At 64.0% G+C, this 25,141-nt stretch carries 24 protein-coding genes and 4 tRNA genes; 17 read left to right on the top strand and 11 right to left on the bottom strand.

Features of this window, described 5'->3' with window-relative positions; genetic code table 11:
* Nucleotides 1–9 precede the first annotated feature (9 nt).
* Nucleotides 10–1,221 carry an N-acetylmuramoyl-L-alanine amidase gene (locus KDD17_RS05740; RefSeq protein WP_212705687.1) on the bottom strand — a complete coding sequence of 404 codons (1,212 nt, stop codon included), beginning with the start codon at nucleotides 1,219–1,221 and terminating at the stop codon, nucleotides 10–12.
* A gap of 76 nt (nucleotides 1,222–1,297) precedes the next feature.
* Nucleotides 1,298–2,440 (bottom strand): pyridoxal phosphate-dependent aminotransferase, encoded by a 1,143-nt coding sequence (locus tag KDD17_RS05735; RefSeq protein ID WP_212705686.1) that lies wholly within the window; start codon nucleotides 2,438–2,440, stop codon nucleotides 1,298–1,300.
* A gap of 22 nt (nucleotides 2,441–2,462) precedes the next feature.
* Between KDD17_RS05735 and KDD17_RS05730 the strand changes: the two genes are divergently transcribed.
* From KDD17_RS05730 to KDD17_RS05715, 4 genes are all read left to right on the top strand, one after another.
* Complete coding sequence (locus tag KDD17_RS05730) at nucleotides 2,463–3,794, top strand: M48 family metalloprotease (protein ID WP_212705685.1); 1,332 nt, start codon at nucleotides 2,463–2,465, stop codon at nucleotides 3,792–3,794.
* 5 nt (nucleotides 3,795–3,799) lie between these two features.
* Nucleotides 3,800–4,540 (top strand): DsbA family protein, encoded by a 741-nt coding sequence (locus KDD17_RS05725; RefSeq protein ID WP_212705684.1) that lies wholly within the window; start codon nucleotides 3,800–3,802, stop codon nucleotides 4,538–4,540.
* Nucleotides 4,541–4,704: 164 nt separating this feature from the next.
* Nucleotides 4,705–5,928, top strand: coding sequence for an aminopeptidase P family protein (locus KDD17_RS05720; RefSeq protein WP_212705683.1), 1,224 nt, complete (start codon nucleotides 4,705–4,707; stop codon nucleotides 5,926–5,928).
* Between the two features lie 53 nt (nucleotides 5,929–5,981).
* Nucleotides 5,982–6,857, top strand: a complete 876-nt coding sequence (locus KDD17_RS05715; RefSeq protein ID WP_212705682.1) for an alpha/beta fold hydrolase — start codon at nucleotides 5,982–5,984, stop codon at nucleotides 6,855–6,857.
* Here KDD17_RS05715 and KDD17_RS05710 read toward each other — a convergent pair.
* Nucleotides 6,854–7,726, bottom strand: coding sequence for a glycosyltransferase family protein (locus KDD17_RS05710; protein ID WP_212705681.1), 873 nt, complete (start codon nucleotides 7,724–7,726; stop codon nucleotides 6,854–6,856). The genes KDD17_RS05715 and KDD17_RS05710 overlap by 4 nt on opposite strands.
* 78 nt (nucleotides 7,727–7,804) lie before the next feature.
* On the opposite strand from KDD17_RS05710, the gene KDD17_RS05705 reads away from it, so the two are divergent.
* Nucleotides 7,805–8,593, top strand: a complete 789-nt coding sequence (locus tag KDD17_RS05705) for a hypothetical protein (protein WP_212705680.1) — start codon at nucleotides 7,805–7,807, stop codon at nucleotides 8,591–8,593.
* Between the two features lie 50 nt (nucleotides 8,594–8,643).
* Here KDD17_RS05705 and KDD17_RS05700 read toward each other — a convergent pair.
* Nucleotides 8,644–8,720 (bottom strand) — tRNA-Asp (locus tag KDD17_RS05700).
* A gap of 137 nt (nucleotides 8,721–8,857) precedes the next feature.
* On the opposite strand from KDD17_RS05700, the gene KDD17_RS05695 reads away from it, so the two are divergent.
* Nucleotides 8,858–10,414: a leucine-rich repeat domain-containing protein gene (locus tag KDD17_RS05695; protein ID WP_212705679.1), complete on the top strand. Its 1,557-nt coding sequence runs from the start codon at nucleotides 8,858–8,860 to the stop codon at nucleotides 10,412–10,414.
* Nucleotides 10,415–10,509: 95 nt separating this feature from the next.
* Here KDD17_RS05695 and KDD17_RS05690 read toward each other — a convergent pair.
* From KDD17_RS05690 to KDD17_RS05670, 5 genes are all read right to left on the bottom strand, one after another.
* A tRNA-Asp gene (locus KDD17_RS05690) sits at nucleotides 10,510–10,586 on the bottom strand.
* A gap of 3 nt (nucleotides 10,587–10,589) precedes the next feature.
* Nucleotides 10,590–10,665: transfer RNA gene (locus KDD17_RS05685), tRNA-Val, on the bottom strand.
* A gap of 41 nt (nucleotides 10,666–10,706) precedes the next feature.
* Nucleotides 10,707–11,258 carry a histidine phosphatase family protein gene (locus KDD17_RS05680; RefSeq protein ID WP_212705678.1) on the bottom strand — a complete coding sequence of 184 codons (552 nt, stop codon included), beginning with the start codon at nucleotides 11,256–11,258 and terminating at the stop codon, nucleotides 10,707–10,709.
* A gap of 87 nt (nucleotides 11,259–11,345) precedes the next feature.
* A tRNA-Val gene (locus KDD17_RS05675) sits at nucleotides 11,346–11,420 on the bottom strand.
* Nucleotides 11,421–11,484: 64 nt separating this feature from the next.
* The gene (locus KDD17_RS05670) at nucleotides 11,485–11,850 is read right to left on the bottom strand and encodes an HU family DNA-binding protein (protein WP_212705677.1); all 366 of its coding nucleotides are present in this window, start codon (nucleotides 11,848–11,850) and stop codon (nucleotides 11,485–11,487) included.
* Between KDD17_RS05670 and KDD17_RS05665 the strand changes: the two genes are divergently transcribed.
* The gene (locus KDD17_RS05665) at nucleotides 11,834–12,001 is read left to right on the top strand and encodes a hypothetical protein (RefSeq protein ID WP_212705676.1); all 168 of its coding nucleotides are present in this window, start codon (nucleotides 11,834–11,836) and stop codon (nucleotides 11,999–12,001) included. The two genes, KDD17_RS05670 and KDD17_RS05665, sit on opposite strands and share 17 nt — an antisense overlap.
* A 92-nt stretch (nucleotides 12,002–12,093) precedes the next feature.
* Here KDD17_RS05665 and lon read toward each other — a convergent pair whose 3' ends face one another.
* The gene (gene lon, locus KDD17_RS05660; RefSeq protein ID WP_212705675.1) at nucleotides 12,094–14,505 is read right to left on the bottom strand and encodes an endopeptidase La; all 2,412 of its coding nucleotides are present in this window, start codon (nucleotides 14,503–14,505) and stop codon (nucleotides 12,094–12,096) included.
* A 315-nt stretch (nucleotides 14,506–14,820) separates the two neighbouring features.
* On the opposite strand from lon, the gene pcaF reads away from it, so the two are divergent.
* The 7 genes from pcaF (at nucleotide 14,821) to paaZ (ending at nucleotide 21,805) form a co-directional block, all read left to right on the top strand.
* Nucleotides 14,821–16,026: a 3-oxoadipyl-CoA thiolase gene (gene pcaF / locus KDD17_RS05655; RefSeq protein ID WP_212705674.1), complete on the top strand. Its 1,206-nt coding sequence runs from the start codon at nucleotides 14,821–14,823 to the stop codon at nucleotides 16,024–16,026.
* A 60-nt stretch (nucleotides 16,027–16,086) separates the two neighbouring features.
* Nucleotides 16,087–17,079 (top strand): 1,2-phenylacetyl-CoA epoxidase subunit PaaA, encoded by a 993-nt coding sequence (paaA, locus tag KDD17_RS05650; protein ID WP_212705673.1) that lies wholly within the window; start codon nucleotides 16,087–16,089, stop codon nucleotides 17,077–17,079.
* Nucleotides 17,080–17,084: 5 nt separating this feature from the next.
* Nucleotides 17,085–17,426 carry a 1,2-phenylacetyl-CoA epoxidase subunit PaaB gene (gene paaB / locus KDD17_RS05645; RefSeq protein ID WP_212705672.1) on the top strand — a complete coding sequence of 114 codons (342 nt, stop codon included), beginning with the start codon at nucleotides 17,085–17,087 and terminating at the stop codon, nucleotides 17,424–17,426.
* A complete protein-coding gene (gene paaC / locus KDD17_RS05640) occupies nucleotides 17,426–18,181 on the top strand; it encodes a 1,2-phenylacetyl-CoA epoxidase subunit PaaC (protein ID WP_212705671.1) in 756 nt (251 codons plus the stop codon). Before paaB ends, paaC begins: the two co-directional genes overlap by 1 nt.
* Before the next feature lie 8 nt (nucleotides 18,182–18,189).
* On the top strand, nucleotides 18,190–18,654 hold the full coding sequence (paaD, locus tag KDD17_RS05635; RefSeq protein WP_212705670.1) for a 1,2-phenylacetyl-CoA epoxidase subunit PaaD: 465 nt from the start codon (nucleotides 18,190–18,192) through the stop codon (nucleotides 18,652–18,654).
* Between the two features lie 7 nt (nucleotides 18,655–18,661).
* Nucleotides 18,662–19,723, top strand: a complete 1,062-nt coding sequence (locus KDD17_RS05630; protein WP_212705669.1) for a 2Fe-2S iron-sulfur cluster-binding protein — start codon at nucleotides 18,662–18,664, stop codon at nucleotides 19,721–19,723.
* Between the two features lie 63 nt (nucleotides 19,724–19,786).
* The gene (gene paaZ, locus KDD17_RS05625) at nucleotides 19,787–21,805 is read left to right on the top strand and encodes a phenylacetic acid degradation bifunctional protein PaaZ (protein ID WP_212705668.1); all 2,019 of its coding nucleotides are present in this window, start codon (nucleotides 19,787–19,789) and stop codon (nucleotides 21,803–21,805) included.
* A gap of 126 nt (nucleotides 21,806–21,931) precedes the next feature.
* Here the strand turns inward: paaZ and tgt are convergent, their stop codons facing one another.
* Nucleotides 21,932–23,059, bottom strand: a complete 1,128-nt coding sequence (gene tgt, locus KDD17_RS05620; RefSeq protein ID WP_212705667.1) for a tRNA guanosine(34) transglycosylase Tgt — start codon at nucleotides 23,057–23,059, stop codon at nucleotides 21,932–21,934.
* A gap of 146 nt (nucleotides 23,060–23,205) precedes the next feature.
* Here tgt and KDD17_RS05615 point away from each other — a divergent pair, with 146 nt between their 5' ends.
* From KDD17_RS05615 to KDD17_RS05605, 3 genes are all read left to right on the top strand, one after another.
* Nucleotides 23,206–23,547 (top strand): SUF system Fe-S cluster assembly protein, encoded by a 342-nt coding sequence (locus tag KDD17_RS05615; RefSeq protein ID WP_212705666.1) that lies wholly within the window; start codon nucleotides 23,206–23,208, stop codon nucleotides 23,545–23,547.
* 105 nt (nucleotides 23,548–23,652) lie between these two features.
* On the top strand, nucleotides 23,653–24,249 hold the full coding sequence (locus tag KDD17_RS05610; RefSeq protein ID WP_212705665.1) for a MarR family transcriptional regulator: 597 nt from the start codon (nucleotides 23,653–23,655) through the stop codon (nucleotides 24,247–24,249).
* Nucleotides 24,250–24,298: 49 nt separating this feature from the next.
* Complete coding sequence (locus KDD17_RS05605; protein ID WP_212705664.1) at nucleotides 24,299–25,081, top strand: DUF3307 domain-containing protein; 783 nt, start codon at nucleotides 24,299–24,301, stop codon at nucleotides 25,079–25,081.
* The last annotated feature ends 60 nt before the right edge of the window (nucleotides 25,082–25,141 follow it).

Here is a 25,141-nt window from a genome sequence, read left to right as displayed (position 1 = left end):
CGCGCATTGCTACTGACGCACCAGCGCCTGCCGCTGCGTATCCGCGTCGCGCCAGGCCTCGATCGCATTGGCCATGCCCTCGACCATGCCCAATCGCCACACCGGATCCTTGAGGTTGGCCAGATCGCGCTTTGAGCTCATGAACCCCACCTCGATCAGCACGCTGGGAATATCCGCCGATTTCAGCACCGAAAATCCGGCGCGCCGCAGGGGGCGGCGGTTCATCGGGCCGCCCGCCTCCGCCATCGCCCCGGCAAAGCTTTGCGCCAGCGCGAGCGAGCGCGGCTCCGTCTCCTGACGCGCCAGATCCAGCAGGACGCTGGCCACCTGATCGTCCGATCCCGTCAGATCGACGCCCGCGATGATGTCGGATCGGTTGTGGCGCGCCGCCAGATGGGCAGATGCCGCGTCCGAGGCCTCCTCGCTGAGCGTATAGATCGTGGCCCCTTTTGCCCCGCCCTGGCTCAGATTGTCGGCGTGCAGCGACACGAACAGATCCCCGTCCACCTGATGCGCCACGGCCACCCGCGTCTCGAGCGCCACGAACACATCCGCGTCCCGCGTCAGCACGGTCTCGACGCCCCGGCGGCGCAACGTCTCCGAGAGCAGCTGCGCGAATGTCAGCATCAGCGTCTTTTCCTCGACCCCGCCGTTCACCGCACCGGGATCGATTCCGCCATGACCGGGGTCAATCACCACCACGAACCGGTCGTCATCCGGCGCGCTGGGGGCCGCCTGCAAAAACCCCGGCGTCCAATTGGGATCGGCTGGCGTCCCGGCGGCGGCGGCGAAGGTTTCCGCGTCGGCGCTCTTTAGCGTGATCTCCAGCGTGGCGCGCCCGTCGTTGCGCCCCACCGGCATCCCGATCTCTTCGGGCAGCATCGGCTCGGACAGCTCCGCCACCAGCCGCGACCAGCCGGGGCGGAAGGCGCCGAACCGCACGTCGGTCACGCGGCTGTCGCCCGCCAGCAGATCGCTCGCCTGCAGCCCACTGAAATCGACCTCGCGGAAATCCAACACCAACCGCGCCGGATCATCCAGCGTGAACACCCGGAACGGCACGCCCTGGCTGAGCGAGAGCGCCAGATGCGTGCGCCCGAACCACGCATCCTCGATCCCGCTGGCGGCGGGATCAACGCGGGCAAGGGCCGAAAACTCTTGTGCCTGCGCCTGAACACTCAGGCACAAGCCCATAAAAAGGCTCAGAAAATATCGTTTCATCACTGCTCGTTCCGGCGTTATTCTGGGGGGCCGTTTGGCAACAGCCTAACAGATATCCCCCCCGCCGGTCCAGCGATCAGCGCGCGTCCATAAACGCCTTGAGCCGCGCGAGCCCTTCCTCGATGTCCGCCGTGGCCCGCGCGTAGGAAAACCGCAGCGTCGTGGCGCCGCGCACCGGGTCAAAATCCAGCCCCGGCGTGACCGCCACGCCCGCCTTTTCAAGGATTTCGGCAGCCAGCGCGCGGCTGTCGTCGGTGATGGCACTTACATCCGCATAGACATAGAACGCCCCGTCCGGCGGCGCGATCCGGTCAAAGCCGGCGCGGGGCAGCCCCTCCAGCATCAGTGCGCGATTGGCGCGGTAGACGGCCATGTTGGCCTCCAGCTCCTCGGTGCAGTCCATCGCAGCAAGGGCCGCCACCTGCGACGCGTGGGAGGCGCAGATAAACATGTTCTGCGCGATCCGCTCGACCACTCGCACCTGATCGTCGGGCACCACCATCCAGCCCACGCGCCAGCCTGTCATCGAGAAGTATTTGGAAAAACTGTTGATGACATAAGCCTGATCGGTGATCTCCAACGCGCTGACGGCCTTCTTGTCGTATTCGATCCCGTGGTAAATCTCGTCCGAGATAAACGACGCCCCCGCCCCGTGGCACGCCTCGATCAGCCCGCGCATCGCCGCACGGTCCAGCATCGTGCCCGAGGGGTTGGCGGGCGAGGCCACCATCAATCCGCGCAGCGCCTGCCCTGCCAGATCGGCGGCCACCGGTTGCAGGCGGTTTTCCGGCGCCGTCTGCAAATCCACCGGCACCATCCCCAGCGCGCGCAAAATCTGGCGGTAGCTGGGATAGCCCGGCGCACCGATGCCCACGCGGTCGCCACTGTCGAACAGCGCCGTGAACGCCAGAAGGAACCCGCCCGACGATCCCGGCGTGATCACCACCCGCTGCGGATCAAGGTCCACGTCGTACCATTCCCCGTAAAGCCGTGCGACACGTGCGCGCAGCGCGGGCAGCCCCAGCGCCACCGTATAGCCAAGGGCATCCCGCTGCATCGCGCCCGCCAGGGCCTCCACCGCGCCCTTGGGCGCACCGGTGCCGGGCTGGCCGACCTCCATGTGGATGATGTGGCGCCCGGCAGCCTCTGCCGCCGCTGCCGCCTGCATCACGTCCATCACAATAAAGGGATCGACCTGGGACCGGGTTGAATTCCGCATGTTCACGCTCCTACAGTGCTGCATGCGCTTTCAACCCATCCGCCGTGCGGCGTCAATCCTGTGCCTGCTCCTCGCCCTCGTGGTTGCCCTGCCCGCGCAGGCGCAGACCCTGCTGCGCGATGCGGATATGGAATACGCGCTCAAACAGCTGGCCGCGCCGATCCTGCGCGCCGCGGGTCTCAGCCCCAACCGGGTGAAGGTGCTGGTGGTCAACGCGCCCACGCTCAACGCCTTTGTGGTCAGCAACGACGCGATTTTCATCCACCACGGGCTCATCAACAAGATGGAGAGCGCACCGATGCTGCAGGGCATCATCGCCCATGAAGCCGCGCATATCGCCAATGGCCACATCACCCGACGCCTGACGAACCTCGCCAATACCCGCACGATCACCGGGTTGGGCATCGCCCTTGCCGCCGCCGCTGCGGCCTCGGGCAACAACCGTCTGGCGGGCGGGCTCGCCATCGGCTCCGCCAGCTCCGCGCGCCGCGCGTTTCTCAGCCACACGCGGGCCGAGGAAGCCTCCGCCGATCAATCCGGCATCCGCTACATGGCCGCCGCGGGCGCCTCGCCGCAGGGGCTGTATGACACGCTCAAGATCTTTGCCGGGCAGGAAGCGCTCAGCGCCGGGCGGCAGGATCCCTATCTGCGCTCGCATCCGTTGACCCGCGACCGCCTGCGCGCCGTGCAGGGATTCGTCACCAGCTACGGCACCAAACCGCCAAACGCTGACGCCGAATACTGGTTCGCACGGCTCAAGGGCAAACTCTCCGCCTATACCCGCGCGCCGAGCTGGACGCTGCGGCGGCTGAAATCCGAACCCTACGCGGACGTGCGCCTGCTGCGCGAGGCGATTGCCCAGCACCGCAATTCGCGCACGCAAAAGGCGCTCGCCGCCATCGACCGCGCCATCGCCGCGCGCCCAAATGATCCGTTCCTGCACGACCAGCGTGGCCAGATCCTGCTGGAGACGCGCAATTTTGCCGCCGCCACCAACGCCTACGCCCGCGCGGTGCAGCGCGCGCCCAATGATCCGCTGATCCTGTCGGGCTACGGCCGCGCGCTGCTGGCCTCCGGTCAGGTCGCCAAGGCGCGCGGCGTGCTGGAAAAATCCCGCCGTCAGGATTTCCGCGACGGCTCCATGCTGCGCGATCTGGCCACGGCCTACGCCAAATCCGGTCAGACCGGCATGGCGGCCCTGACCACCGCCGAACGCTTTGCCCTCATTGGTCGGCTGAAAGACGCCGGCATCCACGCCAAACGCGCCACCGCGCTGCTTGCCACCGGCTCCGGCCCTTGGCAGCGCGCGCAGGATGTGCTGATTGCCTCCGAACGCGCCGCAAAACGAAAGTGACCCCGATGAAAAAGCTTCTACTCTCCACCGCCTTCGCCACGCTGGCCCTGCCGGCCCTCGCCGCCGATCTCAAGGAGATGACCGACGAAGAGCGCGCGCAATTCCGCGCCGAAGTGCGCGCCTATCTTTTTGAGAACCCCGAAGTCATCATGGAAGCCGTCGATATCCTGCGCGAACGCGAGGCCGAACAGCAGGCCCGCGCCGACATCGACCTTGTCACGCAATACGCCGATCAGATCTTCAACGATGGCTACTCCTACGTCGGCGGCAACCCCGACGGCGACATCACACTGGTCGAATTCCTCGACTACCGCTGCGGCTATTGCAAACGCGCCCACGGTGAGGTGGCCGAATTGCTGGAAACCGACGGCAACATCCGCCTGATCGTCAAGGAACTGCCGATCCTCGGCGATGCCTCCGTGCTGGCCTCCCGCTTTGCCGTGGCGGTCAAACAGGTCGCGGGCGACGACAGCTACAAGGCGGTGGGCGACGCGCTGATGTCGTTCAACGGCGAGATCACGATGCCCGCCCTGCGCCGTCTGGGGGCGACCTTTGGCCTCGACATGGACGCGGTCGAGGTGCGCATGGGCTCCGAAGACGTCACTGCCGAAATCGCCGCGACCCGCCAGCTGGCCGCGGCCCTCGCGATTTCCGGCACGCCGACCTTCGTGATGCACGACGAGCTTTTGCGCGGCTACCTGCCGCTGGACCAGATGCAGCTGATCGTCGACGAAAAGCGCGGATAAGGCTTGCCAGACCGCGCCACCTGCGCCTAAGGGTTGGGGGAGCATGACCGGCGATGGCGTCGCCGGGGGGCCGTTCCCGCTCAATCCCTTCCTGAACGCCGGGACTTTCAATCGTGAGGTTGAGGGTTCCCATACCCCGACCTCCCGAACCACTGGAGGTCTTGATGACACAACACCACACATTCCCCGCCCGCCCGGATTACTTCACCTTTCCCAACGGTGAAAAAGCGCCGCTGCCGTTTTCCCGCGCCGAATACGACCGCCGCCTTGCGGGCCTGCGCGCGCAAATGGCCGCCCAAGGAATCGATGCCGCGATCCTGACCTCGATGCACGGGGTCGCCTATTATTCGGGGTTTCTCTACTGCGCGTTCGGGCGTCCCTACGCCTGCGTGGTCACGCAAGAGCGTTCCGTGACGATCTCGGCCAATATCGACGGCGGCCAGCCCTGGCGCCACTCTGCGGATGAAAACATCGTCTACACCGACTGGCGGCGCGACAACTACTGGCGCGCCGTGGCCGAGGCCGCAGGCAACCCTGCCCGTGTGGGTATCGAGGGCGATCACCTGACGCTGGCGCAATCCGCGAAACTGGCCGCGTTCATCGGCGCCGAGAGCGTCGACATCGCCCCCGCCACCATGCAGCAACGCATGATCAAGTCGCCCGAGGAAATCGCTCTCATCCGCGAGGGCGCGCGCATTGCCGACCACGGTGGCGCGGCCATCCGCGACGCCATCCGCGCGGGCACCCGCGAGATTGACGTGGCCATGGCCGGCCGCGACGCGATGGAGCTGGAGATCGCCCGCAGCCACCCGGAAAGCGAGATCCGCGACAGCTGGGTGTGGTTCCAATCCGGCCTCAACACCGACGGCGCGCATAACCCCGTCACAACCCGCGCCCTGCAACAGGGCGATATCCTCAGCCTCAACACCTTTCCGATGATCTCTGCCTACTACACAGCGCTTGAGCGCACCCTGTGGCTGGGCGAACCCGACCCCGCATCGCTCAAGATATGGGAGGCGAATGTCGCAGCCCACGAGCTGGGCCTGTCGCTCATTCAAACGGGCGCCACCTGCGCGGGCATCTGCGCGGAGATCAACGATTTCTTCGCCGCGCGCGACCTGCTGCAATACCGCTCCTTCGGCTACGGGCATTCCTTCGGCATCCTGTCGCATTACTACGGCCGCGAGGCGGGGCTGGAGCTGCGCGAGGATATCGACACCGTACTCACCCCCGGCATGGTCGTCTCGATGGAGCCGATGCTGACCCTGCCCAAAGGAACGCCCGGTGCAGGCGGCTACCGCGAACACGATATCGTCGTGCTGACCGAGGATGGGGCCGAGAATATCACCGGCTTCCCCTACGGCCCGGCCCATAACGTGATCGCCTGAGCGCATAAAACGGGGCGCGTGACAGCCCGCACGCGCCCCGCTACGCTGCACCGATGATACCGAAATTTACCACGCAGACCGATCTGATCGACGGCCACGCCGTGCACTACGCGCGCGGCGGCGACGGCCCGCCCGTGCTGCTGCTGCACGGCTTTCCGCAAACCCACGCCATGTGGCACGCCATCGCCCCCGCGCTGGCGCGGCACTACACCGTCATCGCCCCCGATCTGCGCGGCTACGGCGCCAGTGGCAAACCGGACGATCCCGCCGCCTATAGTTTTCGCGGCATGGCCGAGGGGCCGCGCGCGTTGATGGCGGCACTTGGGTTCGAGAGTTTTCACCTCATAGGCCACGACCGTGGCGGGCGCACGGCGCACCGTCTGGCGTTGGATACTCCTGACCCGGTGCGCAGCCTCACGCTGATGGACATCGTGCCCACACATCTGCTGCTCGCGGATCTCACGCGCAAGGTCGCACAGGCCTATTACCACTGGTTCTTCCTCGCCCAGCCGCACCCGATGCCCGAGACCATGATCGCCCACGATCCGGACGCCTATTTCGAAGGGTGCCTGATGGGCTGGGGGGCCGCCGATACCTCCGATTTCCACCCGGACGCACTCTCCGCCTACCGCGGCGCGTGGCGCCAGCCCGACACCATCCGCGGCATGTGCGCCGATTACCGCGCCGCGCTGAGCCATGATTTCGACCTCGACGCCGCCGACCTTGGCCGCCGCCTCACGATGCCCGCGCTGGTGATGTACGGCGCGGACGGCGTCATGGGCCGCGCCTATGACGTCCCCGCCACATGGGATGACCGCCTCAGCGACGCGCGCCCCTGCCCGATCCCCGGCGGGCATTTCTTTCCCGACACCCACCCGCGCGAGACCGCCGCCGCACTGCTGGATTTCCTGCGCCCGCAGGACGCCTAGAAGATCCCGAAAAACCGCTCCGGCAGCTCGTATTGCGTCGCGAACTCCGGCCTGCGGAATTCATACATCCCGGTATCGCCACGCGGCCCGAACGAACGCTGCATGCGCGCGCGCATCTGGCCAAAGTCAAACCCCTCGACCAGCTCCAGATCGGCAAAGCCTTCGAACATCGCGCGATCCTCACCGCGCGCCTCCGCGAACCAGTGCCGCCCGATGGCCGTATCCTTGACCCCGCCGCCGATCTCTTGCGTGACCGCATTGCGGCGGTTCATCGCCTCGGCGTATTGTCCAAAATCGCAGAACTTGAGGTGAAACAAATACAGCTCGTCGGGCGCGTGCAGCTTGGGGTACTGCGAAAAATGCCCCCCGCGCGCGAGCTTTGTCGCCGCCGACACGATGCAGGGTTTCGAGTAATGGGGTGCCGGCCGCACAAACCGCCGCGGCCCCAGGATTGCGCCCTCGATCGGCGTCTCCTCCACGTCGATGCGGTGGATCACCTCCAGCCCCAGGGGCGTCAGCACCCGCTTTTCCGGCATCGCCTCAAGATACTCGGCCAGGGTCATCCCGTGATCGGGATCGACCACCACCAGCTCATCCACATCGCCCACGATCACGTGGCGGTAATACTTGCGCAAACCGCCCAGCAGCCCGTTCAGCAAGCCCCAGCGTTTCACATCGAAATTCTTGTGCGGATCGCCGGGGATGCCGATGATATTGCATCCTTCGGCCTGTGTCGCCACATCCGCACCAAATCCGTGGTTGATGACATAGCAATTCTGCCGGCCCAGCAGCCCGCCGTAATGGCGCAGCCACGCATCCAGAAAAAACGCATCCCCGCGCACCATGGTGATCGCCGCCGCCGTCTGCATGCCCGCTGCCCCTTTTCAATGCCGCGCGAATTCGCAATGCTCCGCGTCGAGCCCAGATGTAGCCGGGAGGCCCCGCCCATGACAATGCCGCACACCACCGCGCGCCCCGATTTTGCCCCCATGGCCGCCGATATGGCCCGTCAGGGCTGGCATCTGCACCGCGCCCACGACACGCCGCCCAACCGCTATCAGGTCATGGGGGAGCGCGGCTGCGGCACCAACATCATCCGCAAGGTGATCTCGAAATCGCTCCGCATCGAACGGCAGGAATCGCTCGGCTGGAAACACGGCTTTCCCCAGATGGTCGGCGTGCCGCAGGACATGCTGGTGGTCTGCGCCGTGCGCGCGCCGCAGGCCTGGGCCACGTCGCTGTTCAAACGCCCCTGGCACGCGACCCAGGCCATGCAGCAACTCCCCTTCGAGGCGTTCATCCGCGCCCCCTGGGACAGCTATATCGACAAGCCCGACCATTTCGAGCCGCTGCACCCCGAGCTGCAACCGGGCCCGCTGCCACTGCAATACGACCGCCACCCGCTGACCGGCGCGCCCTTCCCCACGATATTCGATCTGCGCAACGCCAAACATCTTGGTTTGCTCAGCTTTATCGCGCGCGGCGCCAATGTGATGTTCTTCCAGATGGAGCCGTTCAACCGCGATCCCGAAGCCATGGTCGGCGTGCTGCAAGACGCCTTTGACCTCAAATCGACTGAACGCGGCTACCGCCCCGTCAAACGCCGCATGGGCAACCTGTGGAAATCCGAAGGGCCCCGCCCCGATCTGCCCGAGGCATGGTCCGACGACGACATCGCCCATATGCACGCCCACCTCGACGCGCAGACCGAATGGATCATGGGCTACGGCGACTGACCGGCCCAGACGCAAAAAGGCCCCCCGAAGGGAGCCTTTTGCGGCAGCGGTGGCGCGGTTGACGGGGCTCGAACCCGCGACCTCCGGCGTGACAGGCCGGCACTCTAACCAACTGAGCTACAACCGCCCGCTGCGCGCGCCCCGACGTTTGCCGCAGCGCGTTTGAGCGGGATAGGCCACCACGCAAAAACCGTCAAGCGCTTATCTGCGCGCTTGCGGGTTTTTCTTGGCGGTGGGAGAGTGGCGGGTATGGATGGATCAAAGATGACAGCCGATGAGGCCTACGCGGAAGCCGAGCGGCGGATTGAGGAGCATATTGAATCCGATGAGGATATGCGCTCAATTTCTTTTGGAGATCTTGAGGCCTTAGAGGAAATTCCACCACTCATAAGAAAAGTAGAATCGCTCTTCTATATTGATCTCGAGAACACACAGGTCGCAAACATTGACGTGCTTTCGGGCTTCGACACCCTAGAAATCCTGAATATAAACCTAACCAGAGTGACCGACCTCAAACCAGTCGAAACTCTGATCAACCTCACCGATCTCTACATCACCGGCCTCCATCCACAATCACTCGATCCACTCAGTCGGCTATTTAACCTTGAGCTACTGCATATGTGGGACGCGAAAATTACAGACCTTAGCGCCCTTACTCGCCTTCACAACTTGATGGATCTCAACATTATTGGGACTGAAGTTGAAGATCTCAGACCAATCGCAGGCATATCGTTTGACTCTAAGGGGAAAGGATACCCAATCTCGCCGAGGATAGAATTCCGAAACACCAAAGCAGTCGAAAAGTCAGAGGACCTCCGGGCACTTTCCGAAATCATCGACGACCGCGAACGCACCGAAAAAACCCTCGCCTACCTACGATCCCTCCCGCCTTACCCCGAACCTCTCCCGTGGGAGGCAACCAAGCCAAAACCCCCGATCACAGCGTCGCAATTGATTGATCAGCAGGATGCCGCAGGTTGGCGGTTTTCTCCCGTTCACGGCGCCATGGCGCTCTTTATTGAGGACACCCCGCTTCAAAAGCGGCAGGAGACCCTCGCCACCCTATGTGCAGAGCGGATCAAAAATCTTCTCGAAAAACTCGGCGACAGGACAAACTCGGGCGGCCTGCGCCAAGAGGTCGCCGAAGAAGCCGCCCGTTTTGAGGGTATCCTCGGGGATACCGGGCGAAGTCTCTCGGAGAGATCGCTGGAACTCTGGGCAAGCCTCATCGCGCTCGGCGGGCATCTAGAGGAACAGGATCGCGGACGTGTCGAAGGTCGCGATCCGCTTGACCTGCTGCCCGGTGAGGCGCGCACCGCGCTACAGACCTTTTTGGGCCTCGCCGGGAATCTCGTCCGCTCTTTCCCCGACGTGCGTGCGATGGACGACGGACAGGCCGATTTCACACGCCAGCAAATCCCCGTCGAGTTGATCCTGTCGCTGCTGCAACGCGCGTTGGAGACGAAGTTTGTCGATCCCACCAGCGGTGCCCTGATCCAGCACGTCAGCAAACTCGCCAAGAAAAGCGGCGTTCAAGCCGACAAGGCCTATTCGACAACCGCCAAGGGTGGCCGGAACCTCGCCTACGCCGCGATCCTCACGGCTCCGTTCTTGTACGGTGCGGACGGTGTCGCATCTGGGATCCTGAACGACATCGGCACAGACATCAGCGATCACTACGAATTGAGCGAGCGCGCCATTGAATTCCTCGAAGCCTCCGAGAAAGAGATCGAACAACTCTTAAAGAATTCGCCGCCGGACGAAGCGGCGCAGATGCGCAGTCTTCTAAACGATCTGATGCAGCAAAAAGGGCCACGCTAGCTGCGCCTTTTGTATGCACAGGATGTGTACGTCGGTCATACACCCAGTGCACACGTCCTAAAGCGTTTCGAAAAACAAAATCTGGAAGGCAAAAATGGCGCGGTTGACGGGGCTCGAACCCGCGACCTCCGGCGTGACAGGCCGGCACTCTAACCAACTGAGCTACAACCGCGCATGGTGGGTCGTGAGAGGCTCGAACTCCCGACATCTTCGGTGTAAACGAAGCGCTCTACCAACTGAGCTAACGACCCGGTGGCAGCGGTTTAGACAAAGCCGCCCGCGCTGGCAAGCCTCAATCGATGCGTTTTTGCACGCCGCCTGCCACGTGGTACACACATCCCTGTCCGCCCCCGATTTCCCGCACCATTTCAATCGGTTGCCCGGTCGCGAGCGTGCGGATCATGCGCGAGGTGATGCCATGGGTGACCAGAACGGCGGGGCCCTGCACCCCCTCCAGAAACGCCGCACAGCGCCGCGCCAGCGCGGTAAAGCCCTCACCCCCCGGTGCCGCCTCGTAGAGGTCGAATCCCTTGCCAACATCGCCCAGATCCGCGCGCGCCTTGCCCGCCCAGTCGCCCATACCGATCTCACGCAGGGCGGGATCGTAGCTGAGCTTCAGCACCTCGGGCAGCGCAATCCGTGCGGTCTCAGCCGCGCGGCCTTGTGGACTGCAAATACCTGAAAAGCCATACAATTCCAGCGATGCGAGGATTTCTCCCTGCCGCGCGGCCTGTGCGCGGCCCCGCGCCGTCAGGGCCGAATCCAGCCCCCCCTGCAAACGGCCCTCGACGTTCCAGACTGTCTCACCGTGGCGCAGCACGTAAAGCTCAGGGAAGGATCTCATGCCGATCTGGCCTTGGCGGATTAAGAATTAAATACACCGCACAACGCCTTGATATGTAAATGAAATACTACGGCACGGCAGGGAAAATGGTGGGTGATAAGAGATTTGAACTCCTGACATCTTCGATGTGAACGAAGCGCTCTACCACTGAGCTAATCACCCCTGCCGTTCGAATAGCCAATTCCGCCCCCGCGTGCAAGGGGGGCGGTGGCCGGTCGTGGCCCGGTTATTCGGCGGCCGTGGCCACGGGATCTTTCGGCGTATCCGCTGCGTTGAGCACGGCGGATTTCTGTCGCAGTTTCAACACCAACGCCCGTCCGTCGCCCAGCTCCTTGCCGCGCTGGACCTTCAATTTACCAAGCGGCGGCAGCTGCATCTCGCGGTGCTCGGAAAACGCGTCGCCCAGAACGGCCAGCATGGCCTCGACGATGGGTTTGACGTCCTTTTTCTTGCGCCCCGACCGTTCGACCACAAGATCGAAAAGTTCCTTTTTGCGCAGCTCCTTACCGGCCAAAACCGGGCTCAGTGTTTCGACCAGCGCAGGGTCCGGGATCGCCGCTTCGGGCGCGGAGGCCGTGTCGACGGCGGTCATGGGGGATGTCTTCGGCGGGCTCACCTTGGTGGTTTTGCGCGCAGCTGTTTTGGTAGATTTCTTTGTGGATGTGGTCATTTACACTGCCTCGGTTGGTTTTGATTATTTGTTTTTCCAAATCTTACCGAACATCGTATCAAAAATCCAGTGATACCACCCGCGCGACCTCAAATGACTGCACCCCGGACACAGAAAACGCCCCGCGGTTTCCCTCGGGGCGCTTCTTTTACAATGGGTTCGCCGCTAGTGCGCGACGGCGCTGTCACCCGATCCGCCACGACCCGCGAGGGCCGCTGCCGCTGCCGCTTCCTCGGCGGCCTCGTCCCATTCGATGGGTTCAGGCTTGGACACCAATGCGTGCTCCAACACTTCGGACACATGGCTGACCGGAATGATCGTCAGCCCCTCTTTCACGTTGTCGGGGATATCCGGCAGATCCTTCTCGTTTTCCTGCGGGATCAGCACCGTCGTGATGCCGCCGCGCAGGGCCGCGAGCAGTTTCTCCTTCAGACCGCCAATGGGCATCGCGTTGCCGCGCAGGGAGACCTCACCCGTCATCGCAATATCCTTGCGCACAGGGATCTGCGTAAGCACCGACACGATCGACGTCACCATCGCCAGACCGGCGCTTGGTCCGTCCTTGGGCGTGGCCCCGTCCGGCACGTGAACGTGGATGTCCAGCGTGTCGAACTTCGGCGGTTTCACCCCGATCTGCGGACTGATCGAGCGCACGTAGGAGCTGGCCGCATCGATGGATTCCTTCATCACATCGCCAAGCTTACCCGTTGTTTTCATCCGGCCCTTGCCCGGCAGGCGGAGCGCCTCGATATGGAGCAACTCCCCACCGACCGACGTGTAGGCCAGCCCGGTCACCACGCCAATCTGGTGCTCCTTTTCGGCCAGACCGTAGCGGTGCTTGGGCACGCCGAGGAAATCGTCGAGGTTGTCGCCGGTCACGGTGATGCTGTCGGCTTCCTTGCGCACGATCTTGGTCAGCGATTTGCGCGCAACCTTCGCGATCTCACGCTCAAGGTTCCGCACGCCCGCCTCGCGGGTGTAGTGGCGGATGATGCCTGTCAGCGCGGAATCCTCGATCGTGAATTCCTTGGCTTTCAAACCGTGGTTCTTGACCTGCTTGCTCACCAGATGCTGCCTGGCGATCTCGCGCTTTTCGTCTTCGGTGTAGCCACTCAGCGGGATGATCTCCATCCGGTCCAGAAGCGGGCCGGGCATGTTGTAGCTGTTCGAGGTGGTCAGGAACATCACGTTCGACAGATCGTATTCCACCTCAAGGTAGTGATCCACGAAGGTAGAGTTCTGTTCGGGGTCAAGCACTTCGAGCATGGCAGACGCCGGATCGCCCCGGAAATCCTGACCCATCTTGTCGATCTCGTCGAGCAGGATCAGCGGGTTCGTCGTCTTGGCCTTTTTCAGCGCCTGAATGATCTTGCCGGGCATGGAGCCGATGTAGGTCCGGCGGTGGCCGCGGATCTCGCTCTCATCGCGCACACCGCCCAGGCTGATGCGGATGAACTCGCGGCCCGTCGCCTTGGCCACGGATTTGCCCAGCGAGGTCTTGCCCACGCCCGGAGGGCCGACAAGGCACATGATCGGGCCTTTCAGCTTGCTTGAGCGTTGTTGTACCGCGAGGTATTCGACAATGCGTTCCTTGACCTTTTCCAGCCCGTAGTGATCGGCGTCCAGGATCGCCTCGGCCTTGGCCAGGTCTTTCTTCACACGGGATTTTTTGCCCCACGGGATCGACAGCATCCAGTCGAGATAGTTGCGTACCACCGTGGCCTCGGCTGACATCGGCGACATGTTTTTCAGCTTCTTCAGCTCGGCCTCGGCCTTTTCCTTCGCCTCTTTGCTCAGCTTGGTCTCGGCGACCTTCGCTTCCAGCTCGGCCACTTCGTTCTTGCCGTCCTCGCCATCGCCCAGCTCGTTCTGAATGGCTTTCATCTGCTCATTCAGGTAGTATTCGCGCTGGGTTTTCTCCATCTGGGATTTCACGCGGGTCTTGATCTTTTTCTCGACCTGAAGGACCGACAACTCGCCCTCCATCAGACCGTAGACTTTCTCAAGCCGCTCTGACACGCTCAGCGTTTCCAGCAGGTCCTGCTTCTGGCCCACTTCGATGCCCAGATGACCGGCCACCAGATCGGCAAGCCGCGCGGGCTCTGTCGCGTCGGCGACGGCGCTCAGCGCTTCTTCGGGGACGTTTTTCTTGACCTTCGCGTAACGCGCAAATTCATCGGCAACCGAGCGGATCAGCGCCTGCGTCGTCGCCGCATCGCCCGGCATTTCGGTCAGATACTCGGCGCGCGCTTCAAAGAAATTGTCGTTGTCGAGATATTCGGTAATGCGCACCCGCGCCTGCCCCTCGACCAGCACCTTCACGGTGCCATCGGGCAATTTCAGCAGCTGCAGCACGTTGGCCAGAACGCCGGCCTTGAAGATGCCGTCGCTGTCGGGATCGTCCTCACCGGGGTCGATCTGGCTCGACAGCAGGATCTGCTTGTCATCTGCCATGACTTCCTCAAGGGCGCGCACGGATTTATCGCGTCCGACAAACAGCGGCACGATCATATGGGGGAACACCACGATATCCCGCAAGGGGAGAACCGGGTAGCTCGCGTTCAGGGGCTCTTGCATGCTCATTTCCTTATCTTGGCAAAACGACACCTGTCCCTGACTAGGCAACATCGGTCGTTTCCTCTGGAAGGGTTAATTGGGCACCCTTCCCGCCTGTTTCAATACTGCACGTCGTTGCGCGACTTTCCATGCAACATGGCGCGACACCCCCCTCTGGGCAACCGTAGAGTGCGCGGGGTTTGAGGGAAATTTGCCGCAGGGCAGAAATGCGTTACTGAAATACCGGTTGTGCAAAAACCGATGTAACACAAATCTTGATCCGGGGTGCGAAATGCGCTATGTAACGTTTCAGAAATCGAAGAACCGGAGAATTCAATGTCAGACGCCTTTATCTGTGACGCGGTCCGCACGCCCATCGGGCGCTACGGGGGTGCGCTGTCTTCGGTGCGTGCCGACGATCTGGCCGCGGCTCCGCTTGCCGCGCTGATGGCGCGCAACGCGGGCGTCGACTGGTCGCGCGTGGATGACGTTGTCATGGGTTGCGCCAATCAGGCGGGCGAGGACAACCGGAATGTCGCGCGCATGGCCGCCCTTCTGGCGGGCCTGCCGACGGATGTGCCGGGCATCACGCTCAACCGGCTCTGCGCATCGGGGCTTGATGCCGTGGGTCAGGCAGCGCGGGCGATCCGCGCCGGTGACATGGATCTGGCCATTGCAGGCGGCGTCGAAAGCATGAGCCGCGCGCCTTTTGTCATGCCCAAAGCCGAGGCGGCGTTCGGACGGGCAAACGCCGTCTACGACACGACGATTGGCTGGCGCTTTATCAATCGCAAGATGAAGGATGCCTACGGTGTCGACAGCATGCCGGAGACTGCGGACAACGTGGCCGACGACTATCACGTGAGCCGCGCGGATCAGGACGCTTTTGCCCTGCGCAGCCAGCAACGCTGGGCCGCAGCCGACGCTGCCGGTCTCTTTGCCGAGGAAATCGTGCCCGTCACCATTCCCCAGCGCAAGGGCGACCCCAAGGTCGTCGACCGCGATGAGCACCCCCGCCCCCAGACCGACGAGGCCGCACTGGCGAAGCTGCGCGGCATCAACGGGCCCGACAAGACGGTGACGGCCGGTAATGCCTCGGGTGTGAACGACGGTGCGGCGGCGATGCTGATCGGCAATGACGCGGCGGTAAAGGATCACGGGCTGACGCCTATGGCCCGCGTCGTGGCGATGTCGGCGGCGGGCGTGGCCCCGCGCGTCATGGGCATCGGCCCGATCCCGGCAGCGCAGAAAGTGCTGGCCCGCGCCGGTCTGACCATCGACCAGATGGATGTGATTGAACTCAACGAAGCCTTTGCCTCACAAGGTATTGCCACACTGCGCGCGCTTGGTGTCGCGGATGACGCCCCCCACGTGAATGCCAACGGCGGCGCCATTGCCATCGGCCACCCTCTGGGCATGTCCGGTGCACGGCTGGTGCTGACGGCGGCCTACCAGCTCAAACGCACCGGCGGACGCTACGCGCTGTGCACGATGTGTGTGGGCGTGGGCCAGGGCGTCGCGCTCATACTGGAGCGCGCATGAAACGATCCCTAATTCTCGAACGCGTGTGAACGCGCAACTGCACCTGAAAGGATTGAACGAATGTACGCACAGATGATCAAATCCACCGGCCAGGGCGTCAAATCCCTCGACGAGATGGACCCGCAGGAGCGCGCCTTTCAGGAGCGGATCGACGCGGGCGGCAAGATCGAGCCGAAGGACTGGATGCCAGAGGGCTACCGCAAGAACCTGATCCGCCAGATCGGCCAGCACGCGCACTCCGAGATCGTGGGCCAACTGCCCGAAGGCAACTGGATCACCCGCGCCCCGACGCTGGAGCGCAAGGCGATCCTGCTGGCCAAGGTGCAGGACGAAGCGGGCCACGGGCTCTACCTCTATTGCGCGGCAGAGACGTTGGGCATCACCCGCGACGAGATGTTCGAGGCGCTGCACGAGGGCCGGATGAAATACTCGTCGATCTTCAACTATCCCACGCTGACATGGGCCGACATGGGCGCCGTCGGCTGGCTGGTTGACGGGGCTGCGATCATGAACCAGGTGCCGTTGCAGCGCACCTCCTACGGCCCCTACGCGCGGGCCATGGTGCGGATCTGCAAGGAGGAATCCTTCCACCAGCGTCAGGGTTTCGACATCATGATGAAGATGGTGAAGGGCACGGAGGCGCAGAAAAAGATGGCGCAGGATGCGCTCAACCGTTTTTGGTATCCCTCGCTGATGATGTTCGGCCCCTCGGACGCCGACAGCGTGCATTCCGCGCAATCCATGGCGTGGAAGATCAAGATGAACACCAACGACGAGCTGCGCCAGAAATTCGTCGATCAGACCGTGCCGCAGGCCGAATACCTCGGCCTCACCATCCCCGACGACACACTCGCGTGGAACGAGGAAAAGGGCGGCTATGACTTTGCCGAGCCGGATTGGTCGGAGTTCTTTGACGTGCTCAAGGGCAACGGCCCGTGCAACCACGACCGCCTGAACGCGCGCAAAGAGGCGTGGGAAGACGGCGCATGGGTGCGCGAGGGCATGCTGGCCCACGCCGCGAAAAAGCGCGCGGCCAAGCTGGCGGCGGAGTAAGCGACATGAGCAGCCCTGCCCCCACGAACTACGACAAGTCTGAGGCGCCGGACAAACCCGCGCGCAAACCCGAATGGCCCCTGTTCGAGGTGTTCATCCGCGGCCAGCACGGGCTCAGCCACCGACACGTCGGATCGCTGCACGCCCCCGATGAGGCGATGGCGATCAAGAACGCACGCGACGTCTACACCCGCCGCAACGAGGGCGTAAGCATCTGGGTGGTCGAGGCCGCGCATATCCACGCCTCCGCCCCCGGCGACAAGGAGGCGATGTACGATCCGTCGAACGACAAGGTCTACCGCCACCCGACGTTCTTTGATGTGCCGGATGAAGTGGGGCACATGTGATGTCGGACGCGCTGTTTCAGGGGTTGCTCAGGCTGGGTGACAATACGCTGGTGCTGGGTCACCGCATTTCGGAATGGTGCGGCAAGGCACCCGCGCTTGAGGAGGACATCGCTCTGGCCAACACCGCGCTTGATCTGATCGGGCAGACGCAGATGTGGCTGGGCTATGCCGCCGAGGTCGAGGAGAAGGACCGCTCCGCCGACGATCTGGCGTTTCTGCGCGACGTCTGGGATTTCCGCAACGTGTTGTTGGTGGAACGTCCCAGTGTGGATTTTGCGCATACGATGATGCGGCAGTTCCTGTTTGATGCGTGGCACAAGGGGATGCTCACGGGCCTCACGCAATCCACTGACCCGCGCATCGCAGAGATCGCCGCAAAATCCGTGAAGGAAGCCACCTATCACCTTGATCGCTCTGCAGAAACCGTGATCGCGCTGGGGGATGGGACCGAGGTGAGCCACGCCAAGATGCAGGATGCGCTGGACCTCGCGTGGCCCTATGTGGGCGAGATGTTCGCCTCCGACGAGATCGACACGGCGCTCGCCGCCGACGGCACAATGCCCGATCCGGCCAGCCTGCGCCCCGCGTGGGATCAGACGGTTGCCGCCACGCTGGCCGAGGCGACGCTGACGCTGCCCGACGGCGATTTCGCCCATCAGGGCGGGCGCACCGGCAAGATGCACACCGAACATCTGGGCCACATGCTGGCGCAGATGCAGTATCTGCCCCGCGCCTATCCCGGGGCGCAGTGGTAGCCGCCGCCGTGGACCTCAGACCCGACACCGAGACCGTCTGGCAATGGCTCGACGAGGTGCCCGATCCCGAGATCCCTGTGATCTCGGTCGTGGATCTGGGCATCATCCGGGGCGTACAGTGGCAGGGCGATACGCTTGAGGTGGCCGTGACGCCGACCTATTCGGGCTGCCCCGCAACTTCCGTCATCTCGATGGACGTCGAAACAGCGCTACGCGATCGCGGTGTGAAGGACGTGCGCATCCGTACGCAGATCTCGCCTGCCTGGACCTCCGATTGGCTCAGCGACAAGGGCCGCGCGCGGCTGGAGGCATACGGCATCGCGCCCCCCTCGCCCGCCGGTGGCCCCGATCATTGCCCGCAGTGCAAATCCAAAGATGTCGAGCGGGTGAGCCAGTTCGGTTCCACCCCCTGCAAGGCGCATTGGCGCTGCCTCGATTGCCTTGAACCCTTCGACTATTTCAAATGTATCTGAGGCACCCATGGCCCGTTTCACGCCCCTGACCGTCACCGACGTGCGCAAGACCATCCGCGATGCGGTGGTCGTCTCCTTTGAGGCGCCCGAGGGGTTTGATTTCACCCAAGGGCAATATCTGACCTTCAAACGCGATTTTGACGGCGAAGAGTTGCGGCGCAGCTATTCAATCTGCGCGGGCGTCGATGAAGGGATCCTGCAAGTGGGCATCAAACGCGTCGATGGCGGCGCGTTCTCCACCTGGGCCAACACCGAATTGCAACCCGGCGACACCATCGAGGCGATGCCGCCGATGGGCAAATTCTTTACCGAGCTCGATGCAGACGCGGCCCGCCACTATCTCGGCTTTGCCGGTGGATCCGGCATCACACCGGTGCTGTCGATCCTGAAAACCGTTCTGACCCGCGAGCCCAATTCGCGTTTCACGCTGGTCTACGCCAACCGCGCGGTCAGCACGATCATGTTCCGCGACGAGCTGGAAGACCTGAAAAACACCTACATGGGCCGGGTTAACGTGATCCACGTGCTGGAGGCCGACGCGCAGGATATCGACCTCTTCACGGGCCGCGTGGATGAAGAAAAATGCGCGCGCCTCTTCGCCAGCTGGATCGACGTCGGCTCGGTCGATACTGCCTTCATCTGCGGGCCTGAGCCGATGATGCTGGGCATCGCACAGGCCCTGCGCGACCACGGCATGCACGACGACGACATCAAGTTCGAGCTTTTCGGCTCCTCCCAGCCGGGCCGCGCGAAAAAGGCCGCCGTGGCCGCCGACAGTACCGCCGCAGGCGCCATGACGCAGGCCAAGGTCACACTCGACGGGGCCACGCGCAGCTTTGCCATGCCCCGCGACACCAGCCTGCTGGATGCAGCCCTCGACAACGCGCTCGACGCGCCCTTCGCCTGTAAGGCGGGCGTGTGCAGCACCTGCCGCGCGCGGGTGACAGAGGGCGAGGTCGAGATGCTCGTCAATCACGCGCTTGAGGATAACGAGGTCGCCGACGGCTTTGTGCTGACCTGCCAGTGCTACCCGCTGAGCGATATCGTCACCTTCGACTACGATCAATGAAATCGCCCGCGATTTACGACCAATGAAATCGCCCCCGATTTACGACCAACAGGAGCCACGCCCATGATCGACGTCCATTCCTTTGCCGCCGGTCACTGGACCCCCTCCGACAGTGCCGCACGCCCCATCGCCTGCGCCATCACCGGCGAGATCATCGCGCGCTCGGGCAACGGCGCGCTGGATGTGGGCGCGATGCACGCCTACGCCCGCGAGGTCGGCGGCCCGGCCCTGCGCAAGCTGACGTTCCACGACCGTGCGCGCATGCTCAAGGCGCTGGCGATCTATCTGGGCGAGCGCAAGCAGGCGCTCTACGATCTGTCCTTCCACACGGGCGCCACGCAGGCCGACCACGCGTTTGATATCGACGGCGGCATCGGCACGATGTTCGTCTACGCCTCCAAGGGGCGGCGCGAGATGCCCGATGCGCGGATCTACCTCGACGGCGAGGTCGAGCAATTGGGCCGCGAGGGCACTTTCCTGGGCCGTCACGTGGCCGTACCGCTGCAGGGCGTGGGCGTGCATATCAACGCCTTCAACTTCCCCGTCTGGGGCATGCTTGAGAAATTTGCGCCGACTTTTCTTGCAGGCGTGCCCTCCATCGTGAAACCCGCCACCGCGACCTCCTACGTGACCGAAGCCTGCGTGCGCATGATGCTGGAAAGCGGCATCCTCCCCGACGGCGCGTTGCAGCTGATCGCGGGCGGCACGGGCGACCTGTTAAAACGCCTCGACGCGCAGGATGTCGTCAGCTTCACCGGTTCCGCCGATACCGCGCTCAAGCTGCGCTCCGAGCCGCATCTGCTGGCCAACGCCGTGCGCTTCGTGGCCGAACAGGACAGCCTGAACGCCTCCGTGCTGGGCCCCGATGCCGCCCCCGGCACGCCGGAGTTCGACCTGTTCGTCACGGAAGCGCACCGCGAGATGACCACCAAGGCGGGCCAGAAATGCACCGCCATCCGCCGCATCATGGCGCCCGCCACCCATGTCGACGCGCTGATCGCGGCGCTGTCGGAGAGGTTGCAGAGCACGCAGATCGGCGATCCGCGCGACAAGGCCACGCGCATGGGCGCGCTCGTCTCGACCGCCCAACGCGCCGACGTTCTGGAAAAGGTCGCCGCGCTTGCGACCGAGGCCGAGCGTGTGTCCGGCGATCCCGACAGCTTTCGCGCCCCGGTCGAGGGTGGCGCCTTCCTGCCGCCGATGCTCTTTCACTGCGCCGATCCCGACGCAGCAGAGCGCCTGCATGATACCGAAGCCTTCGGCCCCGTCAGCACAATCATGCCCTACCGCGATGCAGACCACGCCATTGCCTTGCTCAACCGGGGCAAAGGCTCGCTTGTCGCCTCCGTCATCACCCGCGACACCGATCTGGCGCGCGAGATGGTGCTGGGCGCAGCTGCCTGGCACGGGCGGCTCTATTTCAACAACCGCGACAGCATGGCAGAGGCCACGGGCCACGGCGCGCCCATGCCCCATATGGTGCACGGCGGGCCGGGCCGCGCGGGGGGCGGCGAAGAGTTGGGCGGGATCCGCGGCGTGATGCACTACATGCAGCGCACCGCCGTGCAGGGCAGCCCCGACATCCTGACGGCCGTGGGCGCCGAATGGATCCCCGGCGCAACCGAGACCACGGCCTCTGAGCATCCGTTCACCAAAACCTTCCACGACCTCGCCATCGGCGAGACGCTGCACACCGACCCGCGCGAAGTCACCCTCGACGATATCGAAACCTTCGCCCATTTCACCGGCGATACCTTCTACGCCCACATGGACGAGGAGGCCGCGAAGGCAAACCCCTTCTTCCCAGGCCGGGTCGCCCACGGCTACCTGCTGCTCAGCTTTGCCGCAGGCCTGTTTGTGCAGCCCGACCCCGGCCCCGTTCTGGCCAATACCGGCCTCGGCGCGCTCACCTTCCTGAAGCCCGTCTCACCCGGCGACACCATCGCCGTGCGCCTCACCGTGAAAAAGAAAACCCCCCGCACCGATACCTACGGCCAAGTACGCTGGCACGTCACCGTCACCAATCAGGACGCCGAAAAAGTCGCGGAATACGAGCTCCACACCATGAATGCCTACAGCTAGGCACACCCTCCCTGCACCCTTTCAAAAATACCTAAATCCCACGGCCGCCCCGCATCACCCCCCGCGTTACTCCCTTTGGGACGGCGGGCGGGGTGTCGCGGGCCCGGCCCGCGCACGCCGTACGTCTCACAAGGGATCGATATCACCCTGCGCCCGGCCCGCGTGAAACGCACGCTGCCAGCTCTCAAAACTGCCCGCCGCGATCGCCTCACGCATCCCCGCCATCAGATCCTGATAATACCGCAGATTGTGCCAGGTCATCAGCATCGAACCGATGATCTCTTTCGAGCGGGTCACATGGTGCAGATACGCGCGCGAGTAGTTCTGGCACGCCGGGCAGCCGCAGGCCTCATCCAGCGGGCGCGGATCATCGAGGTGGCGCGCGTTGCGGATATTGACGACCCCATGACGGGTAAATGCCTGCCCCGTGCGCCCCGAGCGCGACGGCAGAACGCAATCCATCATGTCGATCCCGCGCGCCACGGCGCCCACGATGTCATCGGGCTTGCCCACCCCCATCAGATAGCGCGGCTTGTCCTCGGGCAGCTGCTCCGGTGCGTAGTCGAGACAGCCAAACATCGCCTCCTGCCCCTCGCCCACGGCCAGCCCGCCCACGGCATAGCCGTCAAATCCGATCTCGCGCAACGCCTCAGCACTCTGCGCACGCAGGTCCTCTTCCAGCCCGCCCTGTTGGATCCCGAAAAGCGCGTGACCGGGCCGGTCGCCAAACGCCACCTTTGACCGCGCGGCCCACCGCATCGACAGCTCCATGCTCTGCGCAATCCGCCCCCGGTCCGCGGGCAGCGCGGGGCATTCGTCAAAACACATCACGATGTCCGAGCCGAGCAGCGCCTGTATCTCCATCGACCGCTCGGGCGTCAGCGCGTGTTTGGACCCGTCGATGTGGCTTTTGAAGGTCACGCCTTCCTCGGTCAGCTTGCGCAGGCCCGCAAGGCTCATCACCTGAAAGCCGCCCGAATCCGTCAGGATCGGCCGCTCCCAATTCATGAACTTGTGCAGCCCGCCAAGCGCCGCGATGCGCTCTGCCGTGGGGCGCAGCATCAGGTGATAGGTGTTGCCCAGCAGGATATCCGCGCCGGTCTCGCGCACCGATCCGGGCAGCATCGCCTTGACGGTGGCTGCCGTGCCCACGGGCATGAACGCAGGCGTGCGGATCTCGCCGCGCGGGGTCGAAATCACGCCCGTGCGCGCCCGCCCGTCCTGCGCGTGCTTTTCAAAGGTAAATTCACTCATCCCCGGCCCTCATCTGCGCATGAACCGCGCTCTACCCCAGTGCCGCAGATCTTGCAAACCCGCCCCACCTTTACGCGCCGCCCCCGCTTACCTATATAAACACTCAGGAATTGAGATGAGGCGCAGATGACCGATACGACCCCCCCATGGAAGGCCAGCCGTTGATCGCCCCCTCCAGCACCGATCACCCGCTCTACGATCAGGTGGTCGAGGCGTGCCGCAGCGTCTATGACCCCGAAATCCCGGTGAATATCTATGAGCTTGGGCTGATCTATACCATCGACATCAACGACGCCAACGAGGTCGACATCAAGATGTCGCTCACTGCCCCCGGCTGCCCCGTGGCGGGCGAAATGCCCGGCTGGGTCGCCGACGCGGTGGAGCCCATCGCGGGCGTCAAACAGGTCGACGTGGCCCTTGTATGGGAGCCGCCCTGGGGCATGGACATGATGTCTGACGAAGCGCGGCTTGAGCTGGGCTTTATGTAGGTCGCCTCGCATCGGGTGTGTTTTCCGGGCCGTCCCTGATCGGGGCGGCCTTTGCCGTTCTTGCGCCGCTCCGGGCGCGGTGCCACAGTAGGCCAAGGGGGGCGCATGACGCAACTGGCAGTCTTTACCGGCGATATCGTGAAATCGAGCGATCTGGACGCTGCAACGCTTGATGCGGTGTTCGCAACCCTGCGCGCGGGCGCCGAGCAGATCGGCGGCTGGTCCGGCGCCACTGCCCCTTTCGCGCGGTTTCGCGGCGATGGCTGGCAGATGGCCTTGCCGCCCCGCGACGCCCTGCGCGGCGCGCTGGTGCTGCGCGCGCGGGTGCGGTCCGAGGGCGCCGAGACGCGCATCGGCATCGGCATCGGCGATGCCCGGCTGACCGGCACGGACCTCGCCGCCGCCGAAGGCCCGGCCTTTGTCACCTCCGGCCACAGCCTCGATACGCTCAAACGGTCGCTCTTGATGCAGGCCCCCGACGGCCCGCTCTCCATTGCCCTGCCCCTTGCCGACCGTATCGCACGAACGTGGACACCAAAGCAGGCACAGACCATCGCCGCCCTGCTCGACCCCGCGCCGCCCACACAGGAAGCCTTGGGCGCCACGCTGAACCGCAGCAAGCAAATGATCCAGAAACAGGCGGAGGCCGCAGGCATCGACGCGCTGCACGCCGCCTGCGCCGCCTATGAGGCCCAGTGGTGAGCCGCCTACGACAACCATATTTGGTTGTTCTTTCCGCAAACAACCAAATATGGTTGTCAACCTCTCGGTCGTTCCAGAGCCGTCCTCGCGCGCAGAGGTGCCCCGCCCCATGACCCTGCCGCAAATGTCCCTCTACACGATCGAGCTGCTGATCGCGCTGGGCTGCGCCCATCTGCTGGCGGATTTCGTCTTTCAAACGACCCATATGGTGCTCAACAAGCACCGTCTGCCGATCCTGCTGATGCACGGTGTGCATGTGTTCGCCCTGACCGCATTGTTCAGCGGTGGCGCCTTTGCGGTGGCCGCCGGTATCGCCGCCAGCCACGTCCTCATCGACTGGATCAAGATCACCCTCGCCCCGGATACCCTGCGCAGCTATCTCGTCGATCAGGCGGCACATTTTGCGGTCCTGCTGGGGGCGGTGATGCTGGTCCCACAGGTGTGGTTCTTCCCGCTCTGGCCCGCGCTTTCGGCGGATATGATCCAGATCTCGCTTGTCATCGGCGGCGCCATTCTCGCCAGCCTCGCGGGCGGTCCTGCCGTGGGGCATCTGATGGTGCGCTACAAGGCCGATGCGCAGCCCGAAGGCCTCGAATACGCCGGGCGCATCATCGGCGTGATGGAACGCGCGCTGATCTACCTGATGGTGATGATCGGCGAGCCTGCGGGCATCGGATTTCTCATCGCCGCCAAATCAATCCTGCGCTTTGACACCGTCAGCCGCGATCAAAGGATGAGCGAGTACGTCATCATCGGCACGCTTGCGTCCTTTGGCTGGGCGCTCGCCGCCGCTTTCACCACCGTCGCCACGCTGAACGCGCTGGGCTACTGACCGCGCGGGGTTGAGAAACGCCGCCGGCCCGCCTATCTAAGGGGTGTATAAGGAGAGTTC

Origin of the sequence: Sulfitobacter albidus (assembly GCF_018200035.1) — a bacterium.
Lineage (GTDB): Bacteria > Pseudomonadota > Alphaproteobacteria > Rhodobacterales > Rhodobacteraceae > Sulfitobacter > Sulfitobacter albidus.
This window is presented reverse-complemented; position numbering and strand designations above follow the sequence as displayed.